The organism is Luteibacter sp. 329MFSha, assembly GCF_900111665.1.
Taxonomy (GTDB): Bacteria; Pseudomonadota; Gammaproteobacteria; order Xanthomonadales; family Rhodanobacteraceae; genus Luteibacter.
Map to the genome: position 1 here is coordinate 2,157,828 of NZ_FOJE01000001.1, position 20,134 is coordinate 2,177,961.

At 64.2% G+C, this 20,134-nt stretch carries 32 protein-coding genes and 3 tRNA genes; 1 reads left to right on the top strand and 34 read right to left on the bottom strand.

Going from position 1 to position 20,134, the window contains the following annotated elements; genetic code table 11:
• Positions 1-31: 31 nt before the first annotated feature.
• Positions 32-1,093, top strand: coding sequence for a tRNA epoxyqueuosine(34) reductase QueG (gene queG / locus BMW54_RS09675; RefSeq protein WP_090054964.1), 1,062 nt, complete (start codon positions 32-34; stop codon positions 1,091-1,093).
• 347 nt (positions 1,094-1,440) lie between these two features.
• Here the strand turns inward: queG and BMW54_RS09680 are convergent, their stop codons facing one another.
• From BMW54_RS09680 to BMW54_RS09845, 34 genes are all read right to left on the bottom strand, one after another.
• On the bottom strand, positions 1,441-2,814 hold the full coding sequence (locus BMW54_RS09680; protein ID WP_090054966.1) for a class II 3-deoxy-7-phosphoheptulonate synthase: 1,374 nt from the start codon (positions 2,812-2,814) through the stop codon (positions 1,441-1,443).
• Positions 2,815-2,855: 41 nt separating this feature from the next.
• Entirely contained in the window at positions 2,856-3,356 is a 501-nt protein-coding gene (locus BMW54_RS09685; RefSeq protein WP_090054967.1) for a disulfide bond formation protein B, read from the bottom strand.
• 163 nt (positions 3,357-3,519) lie between these two features.
• A complete protein-coding gene (gene rplQ, locus BMW54_RS09690) occupies positions 3,520-3,906 on the bottom strand; it encodes a 50S ribosomal protein L17 (RefSeq protein ID WP_090054969.1) in 387 nt (128 codons plus the stop codon).
• A gap of 209 nt (positions 3,907-4,115) precedes the next feature.
• Entirely contained in the window at positions 4,116-5,114 is a 999-nt protein-coding gene (gene rpoA, locus BMW54_RS09695) for a DNA-directed RNA polymerase subunit alpha (RefSeq protein WP_090054970.1), read from the bottom strand.
• A 16-nt stretch (positions 5,115-5,130) separates the two neighbouring features.
• On the bottom strand, positions 5,131-5,757 hold the full coding sequence (gene rpsD, locus BMW54_RS09700; protein WP_090054972.1) for a 30S ribosomal protein S4: 627 nt from the start codon (positions 5,755-5,757) through the stop codon (positions 5,131-5,133).
• Between the two features lie 11 nt (positions 5,758-5,768).
• The gene (gene rpsK, locus BMW54_RS09705) at positions 5,769-6,155 is read right to left on the bottom strand and encodes a 30S ribosomal protein S11 (protein ID WP_007513384.1); all 387 of its coding nucleotides are present in this window, start codon (positions 6,153-6,155) and stop codon (positions 5,769-5,771) included.
• Positions 6,156-6,167: 12 nt separating this feature from the next.
• Complete coding sequence (rpsM, locus tag BMW54_RS09710; protein WP_072322787.1) at positions 6,168-6,524, bottom strand: 30S ribosomal protein S13; 357 nt, start codon at positions 6,522-6,524, stop codon at positions 6,168-6,170.
• Between the two features lie 127 nt (positions 6,525-6,651).
• Positions 6,652-7,974, bottom strand: coding sequence for a preprotein translocase subunit SecY (secY, locus tag BMW54_RS09715; protein ID WP_090054974.1), 1,323 nt, complete (start codon positions 7,972-7,974; stop codon positions 6,652-6,654).
• Between the two features lie 4 nt (positions 7,975-7,978).
• Positions 7,979-8,410: a 50S ribosomal protein L15 gene (gene rplO, locus BMW54_RS09720; protein WP_090054975.1), complete on the bottom strand. Its 432-nt coding sequence runs from the start codon at positions 8,408-8,410 to the stop codon at positions 7,979-7,981.
• Between the two features lie 5 nt (positions 8,411-8,415).
• Entirely contained in the window at positions 8,416-8,613 is a 198-nt protein-coding gene (rpmD, locus tag BMW54_RS09725; protein ID WP_045831139.1) for a 50S ribosomal protein L30, read from the bottom strand.
• Positions 8,606-9,115 carry a 30S ribosomal protein S5 gene (rpsE, locus tag BMW54_RS09730; protein WP_090054977.1) on the bottom strand — a complete coding sequence of 170 codons (510 nt, stop codon included), beginning with the start codon at positions 9,113-9,115 and terminating at the stop codon, positions 8,606-8,608. Before rpsE ends, rpmD begins: the two co-directional genes overlap by 8 nt.
• 124 nt (positions 9,116-9,239) lie before the next feature.
• A complete protein-coding gene (gene rplR / locus BMW54_RS09735) occupies positions 9,240-9,590 on the bottom strand; it encodes a 50S ribosomal protein L18 (RefSeq protein ID WP_090054978.1) in 351 nt (116 codons plus the stop codon).
• Positions 9,591-9,620: 30 nt separating this feature from the next.
• A complete protein-coding gene (gene rplF, locus BMW54_RS09740) occupies positions 9,621-10,148 on the bottom strand; it encodes a 50S ribosomal protein L6 (RefSeq protein WP_090054980.1) in 528 nt (175 codons plus the stop codon).
• A gap of 11 nt (positions 10,149-10,159) precedes the next feature.
• Positions 10,160-10,555, bottom strand: coding sequence for a 30S ribosomal protein S8 (rpsH, locus tag BMW54_RS09745; protein ID WP_090054982.1), 396 nt, complete (start codon positions 10,553-10,555; stop codon positions 10,160-10,162).
• 127 nt (positions 10,556-10,682) lie between these two features.
• A complete protein-coding gene (gene rpsN, locus BMW54_RS09750; protein WP_090054983.1) occupies positions 10,683-10,988 on the bottom strand; it encodes a 30S ribosomal protein S14 in 306 nt (101 codons plus the stop codon).
• A gap of 13 nt (positions 10,989-11,001) precedes the next feature.
• The gene (rplE, locus tag BMW54_RS09755) at positions 11,002-11,541 is read right to left on the bottom strand and encodes a 50S ribosomal protein L5 (RefSeq protein WP_090054984.1); all 540 of its coding nucleotides are present in this window, start codon (positions 11,539-11,541) and stop codon (positions 11,002-11,004) included.
• 12 nt (positions 11,542-11,553) lie between these two features.
• Positions 11,554-11,865: a 50S ribosomal protein L24 gene (gene rplX / locus BMW54_RS09760; protein ID WP_090054986.1), complete on the bottom strand. Its 312-nt coding sequence runs from the start codon at positions 11,863-11,865 to the stop codon at positions 11,554-11,556.
• 14 nt (positions 11,866-11,879) lie between these two features.
• Positions 11,880-12,248 carry a 50S ribosomal protein L14 gene (rplN, locus tag BMW54_RS09765; RefSeq protein WP_090054987.1) on the bottom strand — a complete coding sequence of 123 codons (369 nt, stop codon included), beginning with the start codon at positions 12,246-12,248 and terminating at the stop codon, positions 11,880-11,882.
• An 11-nt stretch (positions 12,249-12,259) separates the two neighbouring features.
• Positions 12,260-12,520, bottom strand: coding sequence for a 30S ribosomal protein S17 (gene rpsQ, locus BMW54_RS09770; RefSeq protein WP_090054989.1), 261 nt, complete (start codon positions 12,518-12,520; stop codon positions 12,260-12,262).
• Positions 12,521-12,531: 11 nt separating this feature from the next.
• The gene (rpmC, locus tag BMW54_RS09775; RefSeq protein WP_090054990.1) at positions 12,532-12,717 is read right to left on the bottom strand and encodes a 50S ribosomal protein L29; all 186 of its coding nucleotides are present in this window, start codon (positions 12,715-12,717) and stop codon (positions 12,532-12,534) included.
• The gene (gene rplP, locus BMW54_RS09780; RefSeq protein ID WP_090054992.1) at positions 12,717-13,130 is read right to left on the bottom strand and encodes a 50S ribosomal protein L16; all 414 of its coding nucleotides are present in this window, start codon (positions 13,128-13,130) and stop codon (positions 12,717-12,719) included. Before rplP ends, rpmC begins: the two co-directional genes overlap by 1 nt.
• 11 nt (positions 13,131-13,141) lie before the next feature.
• On the bottom strand, positions 13,142-13,873 hold the full coding sequence (gene rpsC, locus BMW54_RS09785; RefSeq protein ID WP_090054994.1) for a 30S ribosomal protein S3: 732 nt from the start codon (positions 13,871-13,873) through the stop codon (positions 13,142-13,144).
• A 15-nt stretch (positions 13,874-13,888) separates the two neighbouring features.
• Entirely contained in the window at positions 13,889-14,224 is a 336-nt protein-coding gene (gene rplV / locus BMW54_RS09790; RefSeq protein ID WP_029213891.1) for a 50S ribosomal protein L22, read from the bottom strand.
• Positions 14,224-14,496, bottom strand: a complete 273-nt coding sequence (gene rpsS, locus BMW54_RS09795) for a 30S ribosomal protein S19 (RefSeq protein ID WP_029213892.1) — start codon at positions 14,494-14,496, stop codon at positions 14,224-14,226. Before rpsS ends, rplV begins: the two co-directional genes overlap by 1 nt.
• Before the next feature lie 12 nt (positions 14,497-14,508).
• A complete protein-coding gene (gene rplB / locus BMW54_RS09800) occupies positions 14,509-15,330 on the bottom strand; it encodes a 50S ribosomal protein L2 (protein WP_090054995.1) in 822 nt (273 codons plus the stop codon).
• 18 nt (positions 15,331-15,348) lie between these two features.
• A complete protein-coding gene (rplW, locus tag BMW54_RS09805) occupies positions 15,349-15,642 on the bottom strand; it encodes a 50S ribosomal protein L23 (RefSeq protein ID WP_046967254.1) in 294 nt (97 codons plus the stop codon).
• Entirely contained in the window at positions 15,639-16,241 is a 603-nt protein-coding gene (gene rplD / locus BMW54_RS09810) for a 50S ribosomal protein L4 (RefSeq protein ID WP_090054997.1), read from the bottom strand. Before rplD ends, rplW begins: the two co-directional genes overlap by 4 nt.
• A gap of 11 nt (positions 16,242-16,252) precedes the next feature.
• Positions 16,253-16,894, bottom strand: a complete 642-nt coding sequence (gene rplC / locus BMW54_RS09815; RefSeq protein WP_089978135.1) for a 50S ribosomal protein L3 — start codon at positions 16,892-16,894, stop codon at positions 16,253-16,255.
• Positions 16,895-16,914: 20 nt separating this feature from the next.
• Positions 16,915-17,226, bottom strand: a complete 312-nt coding sequence (gene rpsJ / locus BMW54_RS09820; protein ID WP_014402136.1) for a 30S ribosomal protein S10 — start codon at positions 17,224-17,226, stop codon at positions 16,915-16,917.
• A 580-nt stretch (positions 17,227-17,806) separates the two neighbouring features.
• Positions 17,807-18,997 (bottom strand): elongation factor Tu, encoded by a 1,191-nt coding sequence (gene tuf, locus BMW54_RS09825; RefSeq protein ID WP_090054999.1) that lies wholly within the window; start codon positions 18,995-18,997, stop codon positions 17,807-17,809.
• Positions 18,998-19,060: 63 nt separating this feature from the next.
• Positions 19,061-19,136: transfer RNA gene (locus tag BMW54_RS09830), tRNA-Thr, on the bottom strand.
• A 26-nt stretch (positions 19,137-19,162) separates the two neighbouring features.
• Positions 19,163-19,236 (bottom strand) — tRNA-Gly (locus BMW54_RS09835).
• Between the two features lie 17 nt (positions 19,237-19,253).
• Positions 19,254-19,339 (bottom strand) — tRNA-Tyr (locus BMW54_RS09840).
• Positions 19,340-19,590: 251 nt separating this feature from the next.
• Positions 19,591-20,076, bottom strand: coding sequence for an acyl-CoA thioesterase (locus BMW54_RS09845; RefSeq protein ID WP_090055000.1), 486 nt, complete (start codon positions 20,074-20,076; stop codon positions 19,591-19,593).
• Positions 20,077-20,134 lie beyond the last annotated feature (58 nt).

Below are 20,134 nucleotides of genomic sequence, written 5' to 3' on the forward strand. Positions count from 1 at the left end.
GGCCGATTATAGGCCCCGGTACAATGGCCGCATGTCCGTTTCCGCCGCCATCGATTACGTCACGCTCGCCAGCGACATCAAGGCGTGGGCGCGCGAGCTCGGCTTCGCCGATGTCGGCATCGCCGGCACCGATCTCGGCGCGGACGAGGGCTACCTCGAACGCTGGCTCGCCGAGGGGCATCACGGCGAGATGGATTACATGGCCCGGCATGGCACGCGTCGTAGCCGCCCCGCGGAGCTGGAGCCCGGCACGTTGCGCGTCGTCTCCGTGCGCATGGATTACGTGCCGCCCGGCACCGCGAACGCGTGGGAGGTCATCCACGACAGCGACAAGGCCTACGTCGCGCGCTACGCCCTCGGCCGCGATTACCACAAGGTCATGCGCAACCGCCTGCAGAAGCTGGCGTCGCGCATCCAGGAGCGGATCGGCGACTTCAGCTACCGGGCCTACGTCGACTCGGCCCCGGTGCTGGAAAAGGCGATCGCCCGCAACGCCGGCCTCGGATGGATCGGCAAGCACACTGTGCTCATCAACAAGCGCGCGGGGTCGTACTTCTTCCTCGGCGAGCTTTACACCGACCTGCCCCTGCCCATCGACGAGCCGGCCAGCGCACACTGCGGCAGCTGCCGGCGCTGCATCGACATCTGTCCGACGCAGGCCATCGTCGGGCCGTATCGGCTCGATGCACGCCGTTGCATCTCCTACCTGACGATCGAGCTCAAGGGCAGCATTCCCGTGGAACTGCGCGAGCCGATGGGCAATCGCGTCTTCGGTTGCGACGACTGCCAGCTGATCTGCCCCTGGAACAAGTTCGCCCAGGAGGCGACCGAGCCCGATTTCGCGCCGCGCCACAGCCTCGATGGTCCGCGCCTGGTCGACCTGTTCGCCTGGTCGGAGCAGGAGTTCCTCTCGCGAACGGAAGGCATGGCGATCCGCCGCACGGGCTACGAAGGGTGGCTGCGCAACATCGCCGTCGGGCTCGGCAATGCCGACACGAGCGACGCCGTCGTGACCGCCTTGCGCGCGCGTATCGACGATCCGTCGCCGGTCGTGCGCGAGCACGTGGCGTGGGCGTTGGGGCGGCATGGGTAACGGAGGCCGCGTTCGCGACGAGACGAGGCGACTGGCCTCGTGTCGTACGGCGTGAGTCCGGATCGGCGTCGCTCGTCCCTGCGCCTCGCCGTGGGCACCGGCGTACGCCGGTGCGACGGTGAGGTGGAGTGGGTGCGCCCTCACCTTCGTGCTTCCGCCCGGCGTTTCCGTCAGCGCAAGAGCGGCGACGCGGGTACGTCCGTAGCGCCTCACCGTCGCGCGCTACAGCTCATGGCGTTTGCCCGCGCGTGAGCGGCGATGCGGTTGCATCGGTGGACACCTCACCGTCGCACCGGCGTACGCCGGTGCCCACGGCGGGGTGGTCGGTAGGGCGATAGCGCCCTGGCTCAGCCCATGCCGCCCGACTTGCGCACGATCAGCATCGCCATCTCGAGCGACTGCTCGTAGTTCAGGCGTGGGTCGACCATCGAGCGGTAGGCGCGGTCGAGGTCGCCTTCCACCAGGTCGCGCGCGCCGCCGAGGCATTCCGTGACGTCCTCGCCCGTGAGCTCGAGGTGCACGCCGCCGAGGCGCGTGCCCGCCGCCGCGTGGATGTCGAACGCCTGGTCGAGTTCGCCGGCGATGTTCGCGAAACGGCGGGTCTTGTAGCCGTTGCTGGTGCTCTCGGTGTTGCCGTGCATCGGATCAGCGACCCACAGCACGCGACGGCCTTCGCGCTTCACCGCCTCGAGCAGCGGCTGCAGTTGCGTGGCGATCTTGTCGTTGCCCATGCGATGGATCAGCGTGAGGCGACCCGGCTCTTCGTTCGGGTTCAGCACGTCGATCAGGCGCAGGAGGTCGTCGGGCTGCACGGTCGGGCCGACCTTCACGGCGATCGGATTGCGGATGCCGCGGAAGTATTCCGTGTGCGCGCCATCGAGCGCGGCCGTGCGCATGCCGATCCACGGGTAATGCGTGGACAGGTTGAACCAGCCGTCCTGGCGCGGCACCTGGCGCGTGAGGGCTTCTTCGTAGTGGAGCAGCAGCGCCTCATGCGAGGTGTAGAAGTCGACACGCGAGTAGCTCGAGATCGACTGACCGGCCAGCGTTTCCATGAAACGCAGCGAATCGCCGATGCTGGCGACCATGCGACGGTACTCGGCGGCCAGCGGCGAGTGTTCGACCCAGGCCAGGTCCCAGTACTCCGGATGGTGCAGATCGGCGAAGCCGCCGTCGATCAGCGCGCGGACGAAATTCATCGTCATCGCCGAGCGCGAGTGCGCCTTGATGAGGCGATTCGGATCGGCGCGACGGGCCGCGGGCGTGAACTCCGGGCTGTTGACGAGATCGCCGCGGAACGCGGGCAACGTCACGCCGTCGCGCGTTTCCGTGTCCGCCGAGCGCGGCTTCGCATACTGGCCCGCGAAACGACCGACTCGCAGGACCGGCTTCTTGAGGCCGTGCACGAGCACGAGGCTCATCTGCAGCAGCACCTTCAGGCGATTCGAAATGATGGGGCTCGTGCAGTCGGCGAAGCTTTCCGCGCAATCGCCGCCCTGCAGCAGGAAACGCTCGCCTTCCTGCGCCTCGGCGATGCGCTGCTTCAGCGCGAGAATCTCCCACGACGTCACCAGCGGCGGCAGCTCGCCGAGCTGCGCGAGCGCGCGGTTGAGCTCGTCGGCGTCTTCGTAGGTCGGCTGCTGAAGGGCGGTCCTCGACCGCCACGATGCCGGCGTCCAGTCGATGGACGGGGGCGTTACGGCTTTGAGGATGTGCGACATGACGGTGCTCTGCTTGGATGCGCCCCACGGGGCGCGGGAAGTCAACGAACGGTGCGGCGAACGGCCAGGATGGCCCACACGGTGAGAACGACGAACCAGATCAGCGTCCAGGCCGGCATGGGTAGGCCGAGGATCGGCTCGATCTTGGCGCACTCGCCCGAGCCGGTGAACGCCAGCTCCAGCATCTTGACGAACGGAAACGCGTCGAAAAGGTAGCCAAGGCCCGGCCCACACGCCGGCACCTGGTCCGCCGGCAGCGACTGCAACCACAGGTGGCGCCCCGCGGTCGCGATGCCCCAGAGGCCACCCAGCGAGATCAGCGTGGCGTACACCGCGCGTTTGCCGGTGGTACGCGGCGCATGCAGGCCCCCGATGAGGAAGAACAGCCCCATGACGCACACGGCGATGCGCTGGAAGATGCATAGCGGGCACGGGTCGAGGTGCATGACGTACTGCGAATACAGCGCGAACGCCATGAGACCGATGCAGACGACGAATCCAGCGAGGTAGCGCGTGCGGAAGGACCAGGTACGAGGGTTCATTCGGGGGATGGTGCGTTGCGGGACACCCACGTTAACGCTTTGTGGAGGGGTTTGTCAGTAGGCGCGCGCAGTTTCATTTGTAACCGTGACAACGACTTGCGGCATAAAAAAACCCCGGCAGGTCACCCTGCCGGGGTTTCGTGACAACGGTGAGCCGAAAGGCTTACTCGGCGTCGACGGCGTCGGTCTTAGCCGGGCGATCCACCAGCTCGACGTACGCCATCGGGGCGTTGTCGCCCGGGCGGAAGCCGCACTTGAGGATGCGCAGGTAGCCACCCGGACGCTGCTGGTAGCGGGGGCCGAGCTCGACGAACAGCTTGCCGACGGCCTGCTTGTCGCGCAGGCGCGAGAAAGCGAGGCGGCGGTTGGCGACGCCATCGGTCTTCGCGAGCGTGATGAGCGGCTCGGCGACGCGACGGAGTTCCTTCGCCTTGGGAAGGGTGGTGCGGATCAGCTCATGCTTGATCAGCGACGCGGCCATGTTCTTGAACATCGCTTCGCGGTGGCTGCTGGTGCGGTTGAGCTTGCGACCGGATTTCTGGTGGCGCATGACGTCTACTCTCTATGTCTGTTGTTATGAAAAGCCGATCAGGATGAGTCGACTTCCCGCGGTTACCCGCTATTCGAGGCTGTCAAAACGCCCCGTTATAAGAGCACGGCCTCTGTGGACCGCTTTGGTAAGCCGATCGAAGTGCCTTGGGCATCGACCGGATGGCGCAAAGGATCGGGGCGATCGAAAAGCGATCGCCCCGTGATGCATCAGCCCAGCTGCATGCCGTGCGAGAGGCCCGGCGGCGGCCAGTTTTCGAGCTTCATGCCGAGTGCGAGACCACGCCCGCCCAGGACATCCTTGATTTCCGTCAGCGACTTCTTGCCCAGGTTCGGCGTCTTCAGCAACTCGACCTCGGTCTTCTGGACCAGGTCGCCGATGTAGTAGATGCTTTCGGCCTTGAGGCAGTTCGCGGAGCGGACCGTCAGTTCGAGATCGTCGATCGGACGCAGCAGGAGCGGATCGAAACCGCCCTTCTCCGCCTTGGTCGAGTCGCTCTCGCGGCGCGAGAAGTCGCCGAACACCGACAGCTGGTCGTTGATGATTTCAGCCGCCTTGCGGACGGCGTCTTCAGCACCGATCGTGCCGTTCGTCTCGATGTCGAGCACGAGCTTGTCGAGGTTGGTGCGCTGCTCGACACGAGCGGCGTCCACTTCGTAAGCCACGCGCAGGACCGGCGCGAACGACGCGTCGAGCTGCAGACGGCCGATCGGCCGCGTCTCGTCATCCGGATGCTGGCGCGCGCTGGCCGGCTGGTAGCCGACGCCGCGACGCACCTTCAGGCGCATGTTCAGAGCCACATCCTTGGTGAGGTGGCAGATCACGTGCTCGGGATTGACGATTTCGACGGAGTGATCGACCGCGATGTCGCCCGCGGTGACCACGCCCTTGCCCTTCTTGGCCAGCGTCAGGGTGACTTCGTCACCGCTGTGCTGACGGATGGCAACGTCCTTGAGGTTCAGCAGGACTTCGATCACGTCCTCCTGCAGGCCTTCCAGAGTGGTGTACTCGTGCAGCACGCCGTCGATTTCGACCTCGACGATCGCGCTGCCCGGAATCGAAGAGAGCAGCACGCGGCGCAGCGCGTTGCCCAGGGTGTGACCAAAGCCACGCTCGAGCGGCTCGACCACCACCTTAGCGCGGTTCGCTCCAAGCTGCTCGACGCTGAGGCCACGAGGCCGCAGCACACTAGTTGACGAAACTGCCATGCAAGGCTCCGGTGGATTACTTCGAGTAAAGCTCGACGATCAGGGCTTCGTTGATATCGGCCGGCAGATCGCCACGATCCGGGACGGCCTTGAACGTACCCGCGAACTTCTTGCTGTCGACCTCGACCCACGACGGACGAAGATCCATCGTGTCGTAGATCGTCGCCGCTTCCTGCACGCGCAGCTGCGTGCGGGCCTTCTCGGTCAGCGAAACCTCATCGCCCGGACGGACGTGGTACGAAGGCACGTTGACCTTCTTACCGTTGACCGTGACGGACTTATGGGCAACGAGCTGACGAGCCTGGGCGCGGGTGACCGCGAAACCCATGCGGTAGACGACGTTGTCGAGACGGCTTTCCAGGAGGCGAAGCAGGTTTTCACCCGTGTTGCCCTTCTGGGTCGAAGCCTTGGTGTAGTAGTTGCTGAACTGACGCTCGAGCACACCGTAGATGCGCTTGACCTTCTGCTTCTCACGAAGCTGCACAGCGTAGTCGGACAGACGGGCGCGCTTGTTGGCGCCATGCTGACCGGGCTTGTTTTCGAGCTTGCACTTGGAATCAAGCGCGCGAGCCGGGCTCTTCAGACCGAGGTCCGTACCCTCACGACGCGCCAGCTTGCAGGTAGCTCCACGATAACGGGCCATGGTTATGCTCCTTAGACGCGACGCTTCTTGGGGGGACGGCAGCCGTTATGCGGAATCGGCGTGACGTCGATAATGTTGAGCACCTTGTAGCCCAACGCGTTCAGAGAGCGCACGGCCGACTCGCGGCCCGGGCCGGGGCCCTTGATGCGCACTTCCACGGTCTTCACACCGTAGTCGCCAGCGGCGCGGCCGGCCTTCTCGGCGGCGACCTGCGCTGCGAACGGGGTCGACTTGCGGGAGCCGCGGAAACCCGCGCCGCCTGCGGTCGCCCACGACAGGGCGTTGCCCTGGCGGTCGGTGATCGTGACGATGGTGTTGTTGAAAGAAGCCTGCACGTGGGCCACGGCATCCGTGACAACGCGCTTGATCTTCTTCTTGGTCTTAACAGGCTTAGCCATGTTCGGTATCCGTTACTTCTTGATCGGACGACGCGGACCCTTGCGGGTACGGGCGTTGGTACGCGTGCGCTGGCCGCGCACCGGCAGGCCGCGACGATGGCGCAGGCCACGGTAGCAACCGAGGTCCATCAGGCGCTTGACCGCCATGCCGATTTCGCGGCGGAGGTCGCCTTCGACCGTGTACTTCGCGACTTCGGCGCGGATCTTCTCGACCTCGCCTTCGCTCAGCGACTTGATGGGAGTGGTCGCAACCACGCCCGCGTCCACGCAGACCTGCTTGGCCCGCGACCGGCCGATTCCGTAAATGCTCTGCAGACCGACCCAGACATGCTTCTGGACCGGCAAATTGACACCCGCGATGCGCGCCATGATGTACTGTCTCCGATGCGTTTCGTGCGCGGTAAACGCGCAATTCTAACCTGAATTAACCTAAACGGGAAGTCCTGCGGCGCCAGGCGCCGCGGCCTCCCCTACTTGGGGGCTGTTCCGTCGCGTCTCAGCTGCGACGGAGATTCGACTTCTTGAGCAGACTCTCGTACTGGTGGCTGACGAGATGGGCCTGGACCTGAGCCGTGAAGTCCATCACCACCACCACCACGATCAGCAGCGAAGTGCCGCCGAAATAGAACGGGACGTGCCAGGCGTTCTGCATGAACGTGGGCACCAGGCAAACCAGCACGATGTAGAGCGCGCCGACCCCGGTGAGCCGGGTCATGACGCCATCGATGTAGTCCGCCGTGGCGCGACCCGGACGGATGCCCGGAATCAACGCGCCCGAACGCTTGAGGTTATCGGCCGTTTCCTGCGAGTTGAACACGATCGCCGTATAGAAGAAGGCGAATCCGATCACCAGCACCGCGAACACGATGTCGTGGACCGGCTCACCCGGGCTCAGCGCCGTGGTCAGCCACTGCAGCCAGCGGGACTGGTGGGCGGAGCCGAACCAGGTTGCCGCGGTTGCAGGGAAAAGCAGCAGGCTGGTCGCGAAGATCGGCGGAATGACGCCCGCCATGTTGATCTTCAGCGGCAGGTGCGAGGTCTGGCGCTGGAACTGACGCTGGCTGCCCTGCTTCGCGTAGTTCACGGTGATACGCCGCTGGGCGCGCTCCATGAACACCACGAACGCCGTGACCGCGAGGATCACCACGGTGACCATCAGCAGCTTCAGCACCGACAGCTCGCCGTTGTTCGCCATGGTCAGCGTGTGCACGATCGCACCGGGCAGACCCGCGACGATACCGGCGAAGATCAGCATCGAGATGCCGTTGCCGATGCCGCGCTCCGTGATCTGCTCACCCAGCCACATCAGGAACATGGTGCCGGCGGTAAGGCCGACGACCGACGCGAGGACGAAGCCCGCACCCGGCATGTAGACCACCGGCGCACCACCCGCCGCGACCTGCTTCTGCAGGGCCACCGCGATGCCGAAGGCCTGGAAGGCCGCGAGGCCGACCGTGCCGAAGCGCGTGTACATGGTCATCTTGCGACGACCCGACTCGCCTTCCTTGCGCAGTGCCTGGAGCGACGGAATGACCGAGCCCATCATCTGCACCACGATGGATGCCGAAATGTACGGCACCACACCGAGAGCGAACACCGAGAAGCGGGACAGCGAACCGCCCGAGAACATGTTGACCATGTTCAGCAGGCCGCCACCGCCTTCGACCAGGCTCGTCATCGCCTCGGGGTTCACGCCCGGAACGGGAATGAACGAACCGAGGCGGAAGACGATCAGCGCACCGATAAGGAAAAAGATGCGCTGACGCAGTTCCGTCAGTTTGCCCAGCGAGCCGAGCGTTGTGCCCTGCGCTGCAGCCACCTGATTACTCCACGCTGCCGCCGGCGGCTTCGATGGCCGCCTTGGCGCCGGCCGTCGCAAGCACGCCCTGGAGCTTGATGGCGCGAGAGATCTCGCCCTTCAGCACCACCTTGACCTTCTTGGCGCGGCTGGACACGAGGCCAGCGGCGTGCAGAGCGATCAGGTCGATCGTGTCGGCCTGGATCGACGCCAGCTGGTACAGCATGACCTGCTCGGTGTCGGCCTTCTTCAGCGAGCGGAAGCCCACCTTCGGAAGACGACGCTGCAGCGGCATCTGACCGCCTTCGAAACCGACGCGGTGCGTGTTACCGGCACGGGCGTGCTGACCCTTGTGACCACGGCCGGCGGTCTTGCCGAGGCCGGAGCCGATACCGCGGGCGACGCGGGTGCGGGTCTTGCGGGCGCCCTTGCCGGGCTTGATGTCGTTAAGACGCATGATGCTTACTCCTCGACCCGGACCAGGTAGTAGACCGTGTTGATCAGACCACGGACCTGGGGGCTATCCTTCAGTTCGCGCACATCGTTGAGCTTGTTCAGGCCGAGGGCCTTGACGCTCAGACGATGACGACCCTGCACACCGCGCAGGCCCTTGACCAGGCGGACGCGGACGGTGCCGGCGGTTTCGTTGTTCTTAGCCATTGCCCAGCACCTCTTCGATCGTCTTGCCACGCTTGGCGGCGATGCGCTTCGGCGAGGCGACGGCCTGCAGACCCTTGATCGTCGCGCGGACGAGGTTGATCGGGTTGCGCGAGCCGACGGCCTTCGCGAGGACGTTCTTCACGCCGACGACTTCGAGGACGGCGCGCATGGCACCGCCGGCGATGACGCCGGTACCCTCGGAAGCGGGCTGCATGAAGACGCGGGCCGCACCGTGGTTGGCCTTGATGGCGTACCACAGCGTGCCGTTGTTCAGTTCGATGGTCACCATGTTGCGGCGGGCGCGCTCCATGGCCTTGGAAATGGCGACCGGCACTTCACGGGCCTTGCCATAACCGAAGCCGACGCGACCCTCGCCATCGCCGACGACCGTCAGCGCGGTGAAGCTCATCTGGCGGCCACCCTTGACGGTCTTGGCCACGCGGTTGACGGCGATCAGCTTTTCAAGCATGCCGTCCGAATTTTCGCGATCTGTCGAGGACATCTCTTTTCCTGTCTGCCCGGGAAGGACCCCGGGACTTCACGTTTACGGCTTGGTCGCCGCTTGGAGTTGTAGGTACTTCGGGCGACACCGGCCCCGAGGGGCCGATGCCGTGGCCTGACGCCTCTTAGAACTTGAGGCCGGCCTCACGCGCCGCGTCGGCAAGTGCCTTGATGCGACCGTGATAACGGAAACCCGAGCGGTCGAACGCGACGGCTTCGATACCGGCGGCCTTGGCGCGCTCGGCAACGATGCGACCCACCGTGGAGGCGGCTTCGACGTTCTTCTTGCTCTTGAGGCCTTCGGCGACCGACTTCTGCACGGTCGAGGCGGCTGCCACGACGGTGCCGTTCGGCGCGAAGACCTGGGCGTAGATGTGCTGACCGGTGCGGTGCACGCTCAGGCGGGCGACGGCGAGCTCACGGATGTGGGCGCGGGTCGACTTGGCGCGGCGCAGGCGGGATTCGTTCTTGTTCATCGTCTCGTCTCCAGGAAGCGGATAGGCTTATTAAGCCTTCTTGGCTTCCTTCAGGATGATCGTCTCGCCGGCGTAACGGACGCCCTTGCCCTTGTAGGGCTCCGGCGAACGGAATGCGCGGATCTTGGCTGCCACCTGGCCCACGAGCTGCTTGTCGGCGCCCTTGATGAGGACTTCCGTCTGCGTCGGGACTTCGATGGTGATGCCTTCCGGCGCCTCGAACACGACCGGGTGCGAGTAACCGAGCGACAGGTTCACCGACTTGCCGGTGAGCTGAGCGCGGTAACCGACGCCGACGAGCTCGAGCTTCTTCTCGAAGCCGGCCGACACGCCCTGGACCATGTTGGCGACGATTGCACGCGCCGTGCCGCCGAACTTGTCGTCCGCGCCGTCGGCGAGAACGATGTTCACCACGCCGTTTTCCTGCTGGAACGAAACGCCCGGCAGTTCATGGGTGGTCAGGGTGCCCTTCGGGCCCTTGACGGTGACGGTGCCGTTGGCGACCGAGAGTTCGACGCCCTTGGCGAGCGTGATGGGCTTTTTGGCTACACGTGACATGTCGGGACTCCTTACGCCACCTGGCCGATGACTTCGCCGCCCAGACCCTTGGCACGGGCCTGCGCGTCGGTCAGGAGACCGGCGGAAGTCGAGATGATCGAGATACCCAGGCCGCCGAGGACCTTCGGCAGCTCGTCCTTGCCGCGGTAGACGCGGAGACCGGAACGGCTGACACGGGAAATGGACTCGATGGCCGGACGGCCTTCGAAATACTTCAGCTTGATCTCGAGGACCGGCTTGCCGCCTTCGTCGGCGGTGCGGGCGTCGAGGATATAGCCTTCGTTCTGCAGAAGCGTGGCAACGGCCAGCTTCATCTTCGACGACGGCATACGGACAACCGACTTGCCAGATGCCTGGCCATTGCGGATGCGCGTAAACAGATCGGCGATGGGATCAGTCATGCTCATAAGAAAACCCTTGAGAGTGCACCGATATCCGAATTACCGGAAATCTTAAATTGTAAAGCCGACAGAAGTCGGTCTGCGTTGCGCAGACCGACGACTATAACAGCTTGTCCCGCCGTTGGCGAGTTTTTTACCAGCTAGCCTTGCGCAGGCCCGGCACGTCGCCACGCATGGTGGCTTCGCGGAGCTTGTTGCGGCCCAGGCCGAACTTGCTGTAGACGCCACGCGGACGACCGGTCAGGGCGCAGCGGTTACGCTGGCGCGACGGGCTCGCATCGCGGGGAAGCTTCTGCAGCTTCGTCTGGGCTTCCATCTTCTCGTCATACGAGGCGGTGGCGCTCAGCACGATCGCCTTCAGTTCGGCGCGCTTGGCGGCGTACTTCTTGACGAGCTTGGAGCGCTTGATATCGCGCTCGATCATCGAGGTCTTGGCCATGTTCTACCTGTAATCAGTTGCGGAACGGGAAGCTGAAGGCTTCCAGCAGCGCCTTGGCTTCTTCGTCGGACTTGGCGGTCGTGGTGATGGAGATATCCATACCGCGCAGCGCGTCGACCTGATCGAAGTCGATTTCCGGGAAGATGATCTGTTCCTTGATGCCGAAGTTGTAGTTACCACGGCCATCGAAGGCACGGCCGGAGACACCACGGAAGTCGCGCGTACGCGGCAGCGAGATGTTGATCAGGCGGTCCAGGAATTCCCACATCTGGGCACGACGGAGCGTGACCTTGCAACCGATCGGCCAACCGTCGCGGATCTTGAACGAAGCGACCGACACGCGGGCCTTCGTCGTGACCGGCTTCTGGCCAGCGATCTTGGTCATGTCGGCGACCGCGTTCTCGAGGATCTTCTTGTTACCGGCGGCTTCGCCGACGCCCATGTTGAGCGTGATCTTCGTGATGCGCGGAACCTGCATGACGTTCTGGTAACCGAAGCGCTCGGTGAGCTTCTTCATTACCGACTCTTTGTAAAACGTTTCAAGGCGGGTCATGACTTCGATTCCTTACGCGTCGACCACTTCGCCCGAACGGAACACGCGCACCTTGCGCCCGTCCTCGAGCGTCTTGGTGCCAACGCGCTCGCCCTTGTTCGTGGCGGAGTTGAAGAGCTGGACATTGGAGATATGGATCGAGGCCTCACGCTCGACGATACCGCCCGGCTGGTTGGCCTGCGGGTTCGGCTTGGTGTGGCGCTTGACGAGGTTCACGTTCGAGACGACCACGCGGTCGCCATCGACGCGCAGCACGTCACCGCGCTGGCCCTTGTTCTTGCCGGTGATGACGACGACGTTATCACCCTTGCGGATACGGTTCATGGTCTGGCCTCCGCTCAGAGCACTTCAGGCGCGAGCGAGACGATCTTCATGAACTTCTCGCTGCGCAGCTCGCGGGTAACCGGCCCGAAGATACGGGTGCCGATCGGCTCGAGCTTGTTGTTGAGGAGGACGGCCGCGTTACCGTCGAAACGGATAACCGAGCCATCCGAGCGACGCACACCCTTGGCGGTACGAACCACCACGGCGTTGTACACCTCGCCCTTCTTGACCTTGCCGCGGGGAATGGCGTCCTTGACGGTCACCTTGATGACATCACCGACGCTGGCATAACGGCGCTTCGAGCCGCCCAGCACCTTGATGCACATCAGTTCCTTCGCGCCGCTGTTGTCCGCCGCGGAAAGCGTGCTTTGCATCTGGATCATCGCAGCTCTCCTTAAACTTCAGCGCGCGTGACGATTTCGACCACGCGGTGGTGCTTCGTCTTCGACAGCGGACGGCACTCCGCGATGCGGACCACGTCGCCCTCGTTCGCACCGGTTTCGTCGTGTGCGTGGAGCTTCGTGGAGCGGCGGATGATCTTGCCGAGCAGCGGGTGCTGCACCTGGCGCTCGATCAGGACCGTTACCGTGTTGGCCATCTTGTTGCTGATGACACGACCCGTGAGGGTGCGTGCCGCCTTCGTGTTATCGCTCATGTCCGCCGTCCTTACTTCTTGCCGCCGAGCACGAACTTCGTGCGGGCGATGTCACGCCGAACGCGGCGCAGCTGGTGCGGCTGAGTGAGCTGACCGGAGCCTTTCTGCATGCGCAGATTGAACTGCTCCTTGCGAAGGTCCAGCAGATGCTGCTTCAGCTCTTCCGCCGACTTGTCGTTGATTTCTTTGATGGCCATTACATCACCGCCCTGGAGACGAACTGGGTCTGGACCGAGAGCTTGGCAGCGGCCAGGCGGAACGCCTCGCGCGCGGTCGCCTCGTCGACGCCTTCGATTTCATAAAGCATGCGGCCCGGCTGGATCAGGGCGACCCAGAACTCGACGCCACCCTTACCTGCACCCATTCGGACTTCGATGGGCTTGCGGGTGATCGGCTTGTCCGGGAACACGCGGATCCAGAGCTTGCCGCCACGCTTCACGTAGCGCGTGATGCAACGACGGGCCGCTTCGATCTGGCGCGCGGTCAGCTGACCGTGCGTCGTCGACTTCAGGCCGTACTCGCCAAAGCTCACGAGGTTGGAGTTGAATGCCAGGCCGTCGTTACGGCCCTTATGCATCTTGCGGTACTTGGTACGCTTCGGTTGCAACATGGCAACGCTCCTTACTTGGCAGCCCGATCGCGATCGCGGCGGTTTTCACCACCCTCGCGACGCGACGACTGCTGAGGCTGCTGTTCTTCCTTCGACTCAGCCGTGGCGGCCGCCAGATCGAAGATCTCGCCCTTGTAGACCCACACCTTGACACCGATGATGCCGTACTGGGTCTTGGCCTCGGCGGTGCCGTAGTCGATGTCCGCACGCAGGGTGTGCAGCGGAACGCGACCTTCGCGGGCCCACTCGGAGCGCGCGATTTCGGCGCCGTTGAGACGGCCGGAAACGTTGATCTTGATGCCGAGGGCACCGAGGCGCATCGCGTTGCCGACCGAGCGCTTCATCGCGCGGCGGAACATGATGCGACGCTCGAGCTGCTGAGCGATGGACTCCGCGACGAGCTGGGCATCGAGCTCCGGCTTACGGACTTCGCTGACGTTGATGTGCGTCGGGACGCCCATCATGTCGGTGACTTCCTTACGGAGCTTCTCGATGTCCTCGCCCTTCTTGCCGATCACCACGCCCGGACGGGCGGTGTGGATCGTCACGCGGGCGGTCTTGGCCGGGCGCTCGATCTGGATCTTCGAGATACCGGCGGCGGCGAGCTTCTTGCGCAGCATCTCGCGGACCTTGAGGTCGGCAGCGAGGTACTGGGCGTACTCACCCTTGTTGGCGTACCACTTCGAGTTCCAGTCCTTGGCAATGCCGAGGCGGATACCGGTGGGATGAACTTTGTGACCCATCGTTTCTTACCCCAGTCAGTTGCCCACAACCACAGTGATGTGGCTGGTGCGCTTCAGGATGCGCGAACCGCGGCCTTTGGCGCGGGCATACATACGCTTCATCGCCGGACCTTCGTCGACGAAGATGCGAGCCACCTTCAGCTCGTCGACGTCGGCACCGAGGTTGTTCTCGGCGTTGGCGACGGCGGAGAGCAGCACCTTGCGGACAAGGTGGGCGGCTTTCTTGTTGGTAAAGGCGAGCACGTCGCTGGCTCGGCCCACGGGCATACCGCGGACCAGGTCAGCCACCAGGCGTGCCTTCTGCGCCGAGATGCGGGCGCTGCGCAGGATCGCTTTGGCTTCGGTGCTCATCACTTGCCCTTCTTATCGCCGGCGTGGCCCTTGTAGGTGCGGGTCACCGCGAACTCGCCGAGCTTGTGCCCGACCATGTTCTCGTTGATGAGCACCGGCACGTGCTGGCGGCCGTTGTGGATGGCGATGGTCAGACCGACCATCTCCGGCAGGATCATCGAGCGACGCGACCAGGTCTTGATCGGACGCTTGTTGTTGGCGGAAACGGCGGCTTCCACCTTCTTTACGAGGTGCAGGTCAACGAACGGACCTTTCTTTAGAGAGCGCGGCATGATCGTTTCCTATTACTTGCGACGACGCACGATGAACTGCTGGGTGCGCTTGTTGTTGCGCGTCTTGTAACCCTTGGTCGGCGTGCCCCACGGGCTGACCGGATGACGGCCGCCGGAGGTACGGCCTTCACCACCGCCGTGCGGATGGTCGACCGGGTTCATGACCACGCCGCGGACGGTCGGACGGATGCCCTTCCAACGCTTGGCGCCGGCCTTGCCGAGCTTGCGCAGGCTGTGCTCGGAGTTGCCGACTTCACCGATGGTGGCGCGGCATTCGACCGGGACGCGACGCATTTCGCCGGAGCGGAGACGCAGCGTGGCGTAGCCCTGCTCGCGAGCGACCAGCTGGACCGAGGCGCCGGCCGAACGCGCGATCTGCGCACCCTTGCCCGGCTTCATCTCGATGCAGTGGATCGTGGAACCGACCGGGATCGAACGAAGCGGCAGGCAGTTGCCCGGCTTGATCGGGGAGTCGGAACCCGACACGAGACGGTCGCCCACCGCCACGCCCTTCGGCGCGATGATGTAGCGGCGCTCGCCGTCGGCGTAGCACAGCAGCGCGATGTGCGCGGTGCGGTTCGGATCGTATTCCAGACGCTCGACAACGGCGGCGATGCCTTCCTTGTCACGCTTGAAATCGATGATGCGGTAAGCCTGCTTGTGACCGCCGCCGCGATGACGCGTGGTGATGCGACCGAAGTGGTTGCGACCGCCGGTCTTCGACTGCGATTCGGTCAGGGGCGCGTACGGTGCGCCCTTGTGCAGACCTTCGGTCCGCACGCTGACTGCGTCGCGGCGGCCCGGGGAGGTCGGCTTGTGAGTGATCAGTGCCATCTCAATTCAACTCCTGGCTCAGGCCTTGGCCGACACGTCGATCGTGTGACCGTCGGCGAGGCGCACGTAGGCCTTACGCTTGCCCTGGCGGTTGCCAGTGCGGAAGCGGAACGACTTGACCTTGCCCTTCGTGTTCACGAGGTTCACGTCCACGACCTTGACGTCGAAGAGGTGTTCCACCGCTGCGCGGACATCGGCCTTGGTCGCCTCGGGCGCCACGACGAAAACGTACTGGTTGTTCTCAGCAAGGCGAGCCGACTTCTCGGAGATGTGCGGCGCGCGAAGCGTGTTGAGCGTGCGTTCGGTGCTCATGCGAGCCACTCCTCGACCTTCTTGACCGCGTCCACCGTCATGACGACGTAGTCGCTGCCGACCAGGCTGACCGGATTCAGGGCCAGCACGTCGACGACGTGGATGTACGGAATGTTGCGAGCGGACAGGTACAGCGCTTCGGTGGCGTCTTCCGACACCAGCAGCACGCGACCCTTGACTTCGAGCTCGGCGAGCTTGGCGATCATGCCCTTGGTGCTCGGGGCTTCCATCGACAGCTCGGAGACGACCTTCAGACGGTTCTGGCGGTTCAGCTCGGCGACGATCGAACGGATCGCGACGCGGTAAGCCTTACGGTTGACCTTCTGCTCGAAGCTGCGCGGCTTCGCTGCGAACGTCACACCACCACCGACGAAGATCGGAGCGCGGTAATCGCCGTGACGAGCGCCGCCGCCCTTCTGCTTCTTGAACTTCTTGGTCGTACCCGACATCTGACCGCGAGACAGCTGAGCCTTCGTACCGGCACGGCCAGCCGCCTGATAGGCGGTGACGACCTGGTGCACGAGGGCCTTCTTGTACTCGCCGCCGAACACGTCGTCCGACACGGTGAGCGCCTTGGCGCCAATAACGTTGAGTTCCATGGCGTCTCTCCTCAGCCCTTGGTCGTCGGACGAATCACGACGTCACCGCCCGGCGCGCCCGGGACTGCGCCCTTGACCGCGATCAGGTGGCGCTCGGCGTCGACCTTGACAACTTCGAGGCCCTGCTGCGTGCGGTTCACCGCACCCATGTGGCCCGACATCTTCTTACCAGGGAACACGCGGCCCGGCGTCTGGCGCTGGCCGATCGAGCCCGGGGCGCGATGCGACAGCGAGTTACCGTGCGTGGCGTCGCCCATCTTGAAGTGGTGACGCTTGATGGTGCCCTGGAAACCCTTACCCTTCGACACGCCGGCGACGTCGACCGTCTGACCGACGGTGAACACGTCGTCCGCCTTGATCTCGGTGCCGATCGCGTACTTGCCTGCGTCTTCCGCGGAAACGCGGAACTCCCACAGACCGCGGCCCGGCTCGACCTTGGCGTTAGCGTAATGGCCCTTCAGCGGGGCGGTCAGGAGCGAGGCGCGCTTCGCGCCCGTCGTGACCTGCACGGCGCTGTAGCCGTCGTTTTCTTCGGTCTTCACCTGCGTCACGCGATTCGGGGTCGCTTCAATCAGCGTCACCGGAATCGAGCGGCCGTCTTCGGTGAAGAGCCGGCTCATGCCGCACTTGCGGCCAACCAGTCCGATACTCATCTTCGTATCCTTTAGTCCGCTCAGCCGAGCTTGATCTGGACGTCAACGCCAGCCGCGAGATCGAGCTTCATGAGCGCGTCCACGGTTTTGTCGTTGGGGTCGACGATGTCCAGAACGCGCTTGTGAGTACGGGTCTCGTACTGGTCGCGGGCATCTTTGTCGACGTGCGGCGACACCAGAATGGTGTAGCGCTCGATCTTGGTCGGCAGCGGAATCGGGCCGAGGACCGTGGCGCCAGTGCGCTTGGCCGTCTCGACGATTTCGCTGGCCGAACGGTCGATCAGACGATGATCGAACGCCTTGAGCCGGATGCGAATCTTTTGGTTCGCCATAAAACCGTGTCCTGTTATCGAAAGAACGTTCTTGTGATTCGGAGGGGCTTCTCGCCACCCCCGCACAACCCAAAACTACAAACTACGGGTACCGCAACGGGCCGCTCCGCAGCGGCTGGAAGCCACCCGAACGACCCGAAAAAGTCAGGCAGGCCGAATAAACAGCCCGCCTAGACGAAAGAGTATAGAATGCGCAAAAAATAACGTCAACAGAGCGTGAGCCCCGTCGGCGATTGGCACCCTACCCGGCTTCCCTGCCTGCGAACTCGAAGCGCCTTCCGTGCACCTCATTTCGCGTGGTCCGGGGCCGTGGAGGCACCCGGGAATCTTAGCCCGCGAATTGTAGCAGGGCCTTTGCAGGAATGGAAGGGGGTGGTTGGAGCGGGAGATGGGAGGTGGGAAATGGGGGCGCGCGATCGAACGCTGCCACGCAATTCAACGCGACGCGCCAGCGCAGACTATCCCGCAACCCAGGTCGCACGCCGGCCATGCCGCCCCACCCCCTATCCCCAGTCCCCAATACAAAAAAAGGCGAGGACTCGCGTCCTCGCCTCTCGTCTTCCCATAGCGGGAACCCGACTTACTTGATGATCTTCGACACCACGCCGGCGCCGACGGTGCGGCCGCCTTCGCGGATCGCGAAGCGCAGACCTTCGTCCATCGCGATCGGGAAACCGAGCTCGACCGTGATCTTCACGTTGTCGCCCGGCATCACCATCTCGGTGCCTTCCGGCAGCTTGATCGAACCGGTCACGTCCGTCGTGCGGAAGTAGAACTGCGGACGGTAGTTGCTGAAGAACGGCGTGTGACGGCCACCCTCGTCCTTCGACAGGATGTACACCTCACCCTCGAACTGCGTGTGCGGCGTCACCGAACCCGGCTTGGCCAGCACCTGGCCACGCTCGACGTCTTCGCGCTTCAGACCGCGGACCAGCACACCGACGTTGTCACCGGCCTGACCCTGGTCCAGCAGCTTGCGGAACATTTCCACGCCCGTCACCGTCGTGCTCTGGGTGTCCTTCAGACCGACCACTTCGGCCGCGTCACCCACCTTGACGATGCCGCGCTCGACGCGACCGGTCAGCACCGTGCCGCGACCCGAGATCGAGAACACGTCTTCGACCGGCAGCAGGAACGGCTTGTCGATGTCGCGCTCCGGCTCCGGGATCCAGCTGTCGAGCGCGTCGACCAGCTTGATGATCGCCGGCACGCCGATGTCCGACTGGTCGCCGTCCAGCGCCAGACGCGCCGAACCCGCGATGATCGGGGTGTCGTCGCCCGGGAACTCGTACTTCGACAGCAGCTCGCGCACTTCCATCTCGACCAGCTCGAGCAGCTCGGCGTCGTCCACCATGTCGGCCTTGTTCAGGAACACGACGATGTACGGCACGCCGACCTGACGCGACAGCAGGATGTGCTCGCGCGTCTGCGGCATCGGGCCGTCAGCGGCCGAGCAGACCAGGATCGCGCCGTCCATCTGCGCCGCACCCGTGATCATGTTCTTGACGTAGTCGGCGTGGCCCGGGCAATCGACGTGACCGTAGTGACGGGTCGGCGATTCGTATTCCACGTGCGCGGTCGAGATCGTGATGCCGCGCGCCTTCTCTTCCGGCGCCGCGTCGATCGAACCGTAGTCCTTGAATTCACCGCCGAAACGCTCGGCGCCGATCTTCGTCAGGGCAGCCGTGAGCGTGGTCTTGCCGTGATCGACGTGACCGATGGTGCCGACGTTGACGTGCGGCTTCTTACGTTCGAACTTACCCTTTGCCATGAGCGCTAAACTCCGCTGGAGCCAATGAGATAGTAAAAAAGGAACCGCCGCGGACGACGAAGATGGTGCTCATGACTGGAATCGAACCAGCGACCTCTTCCTTACCAAGGAAGTGCTCTACCGACTGAGCTACATGAGCACGTGACGCAGTGCGCGTAGAAACAATGGAGCGGGAGACGGGAATCGAACCCGCACAATCAGCTTGGAAGGCTGAAGTTCTACCATTGAACTACTCCCGCACCGCGCGGAACTCGTATGGTGGAGGAAGGTGGATTCGAACCACCGAAGGCGTAAGCCAGCAGATTTACAGTCTGCCCCCGTTGGCCGCTTGGGTATTCCTCCAACAAAGAACGCCTATTGTCGCGAGCGTCCTGGAACCTGTCAACAACTTCCGCACGTGGAAATCACGCGTGGCGACCGTTTCACAACGGTGTCGACGACCCGCCGGGACGGGTTCCGGTCGGGGGCCGCGAAGTGTAGCGACGACGCCCGACGAATGAAAGGCCTCCGTCGCAGGTAACGCTGTGGGAAGCGCGCTCACGCGCGAACGGGTGTTTGCCGCGTCCCACAGGATGGCCTTTCCGGCTGATGGCTCAGGCCTCGCGCGTCGCCAGCACGAGCGGCTCCATGGCGCGCGACATCTCCATGAGCTTCAGCGCGTATTCCTGCAGCCGGACGTCGCGTTCCTCCACGGGCTTCCATGGCGGTACCGGCGTCGGCTTGCCGCCGTCCGGCTTGTCCAGCGCCACGAACACCATGACGCAGCTGGTCGCCAGACGCTGCTCGCCGCTGCGCAGGTCGCGGGCGAGCACGTCCACGGACAGGTGCATGCTGGAGGTGCCCGTATGGATCAGCCGTGCCCTCACGGTGACCAGGTCGCCGATGAGGATGGGCGCCAGGAACTGGATGCCGCTGACCGACGCGGTGACGCAATAGGCGCCGCTCCAGCCCACCGCACAGGCGTAGCCGGCCTGGTCGATCCACTTCATCGCCATGCCGCCATGCACCTTGCCGCCGAAATTCACATCGGTCGGCTGGGCCAGGAAACGAAACTCGACTTCACGCTGGGTGCCGGGCATGCCCTTACCTTGCTGGGGGAAAGTCTCATTATGACGTTCCGGCGGCTTGCCGGGCTGC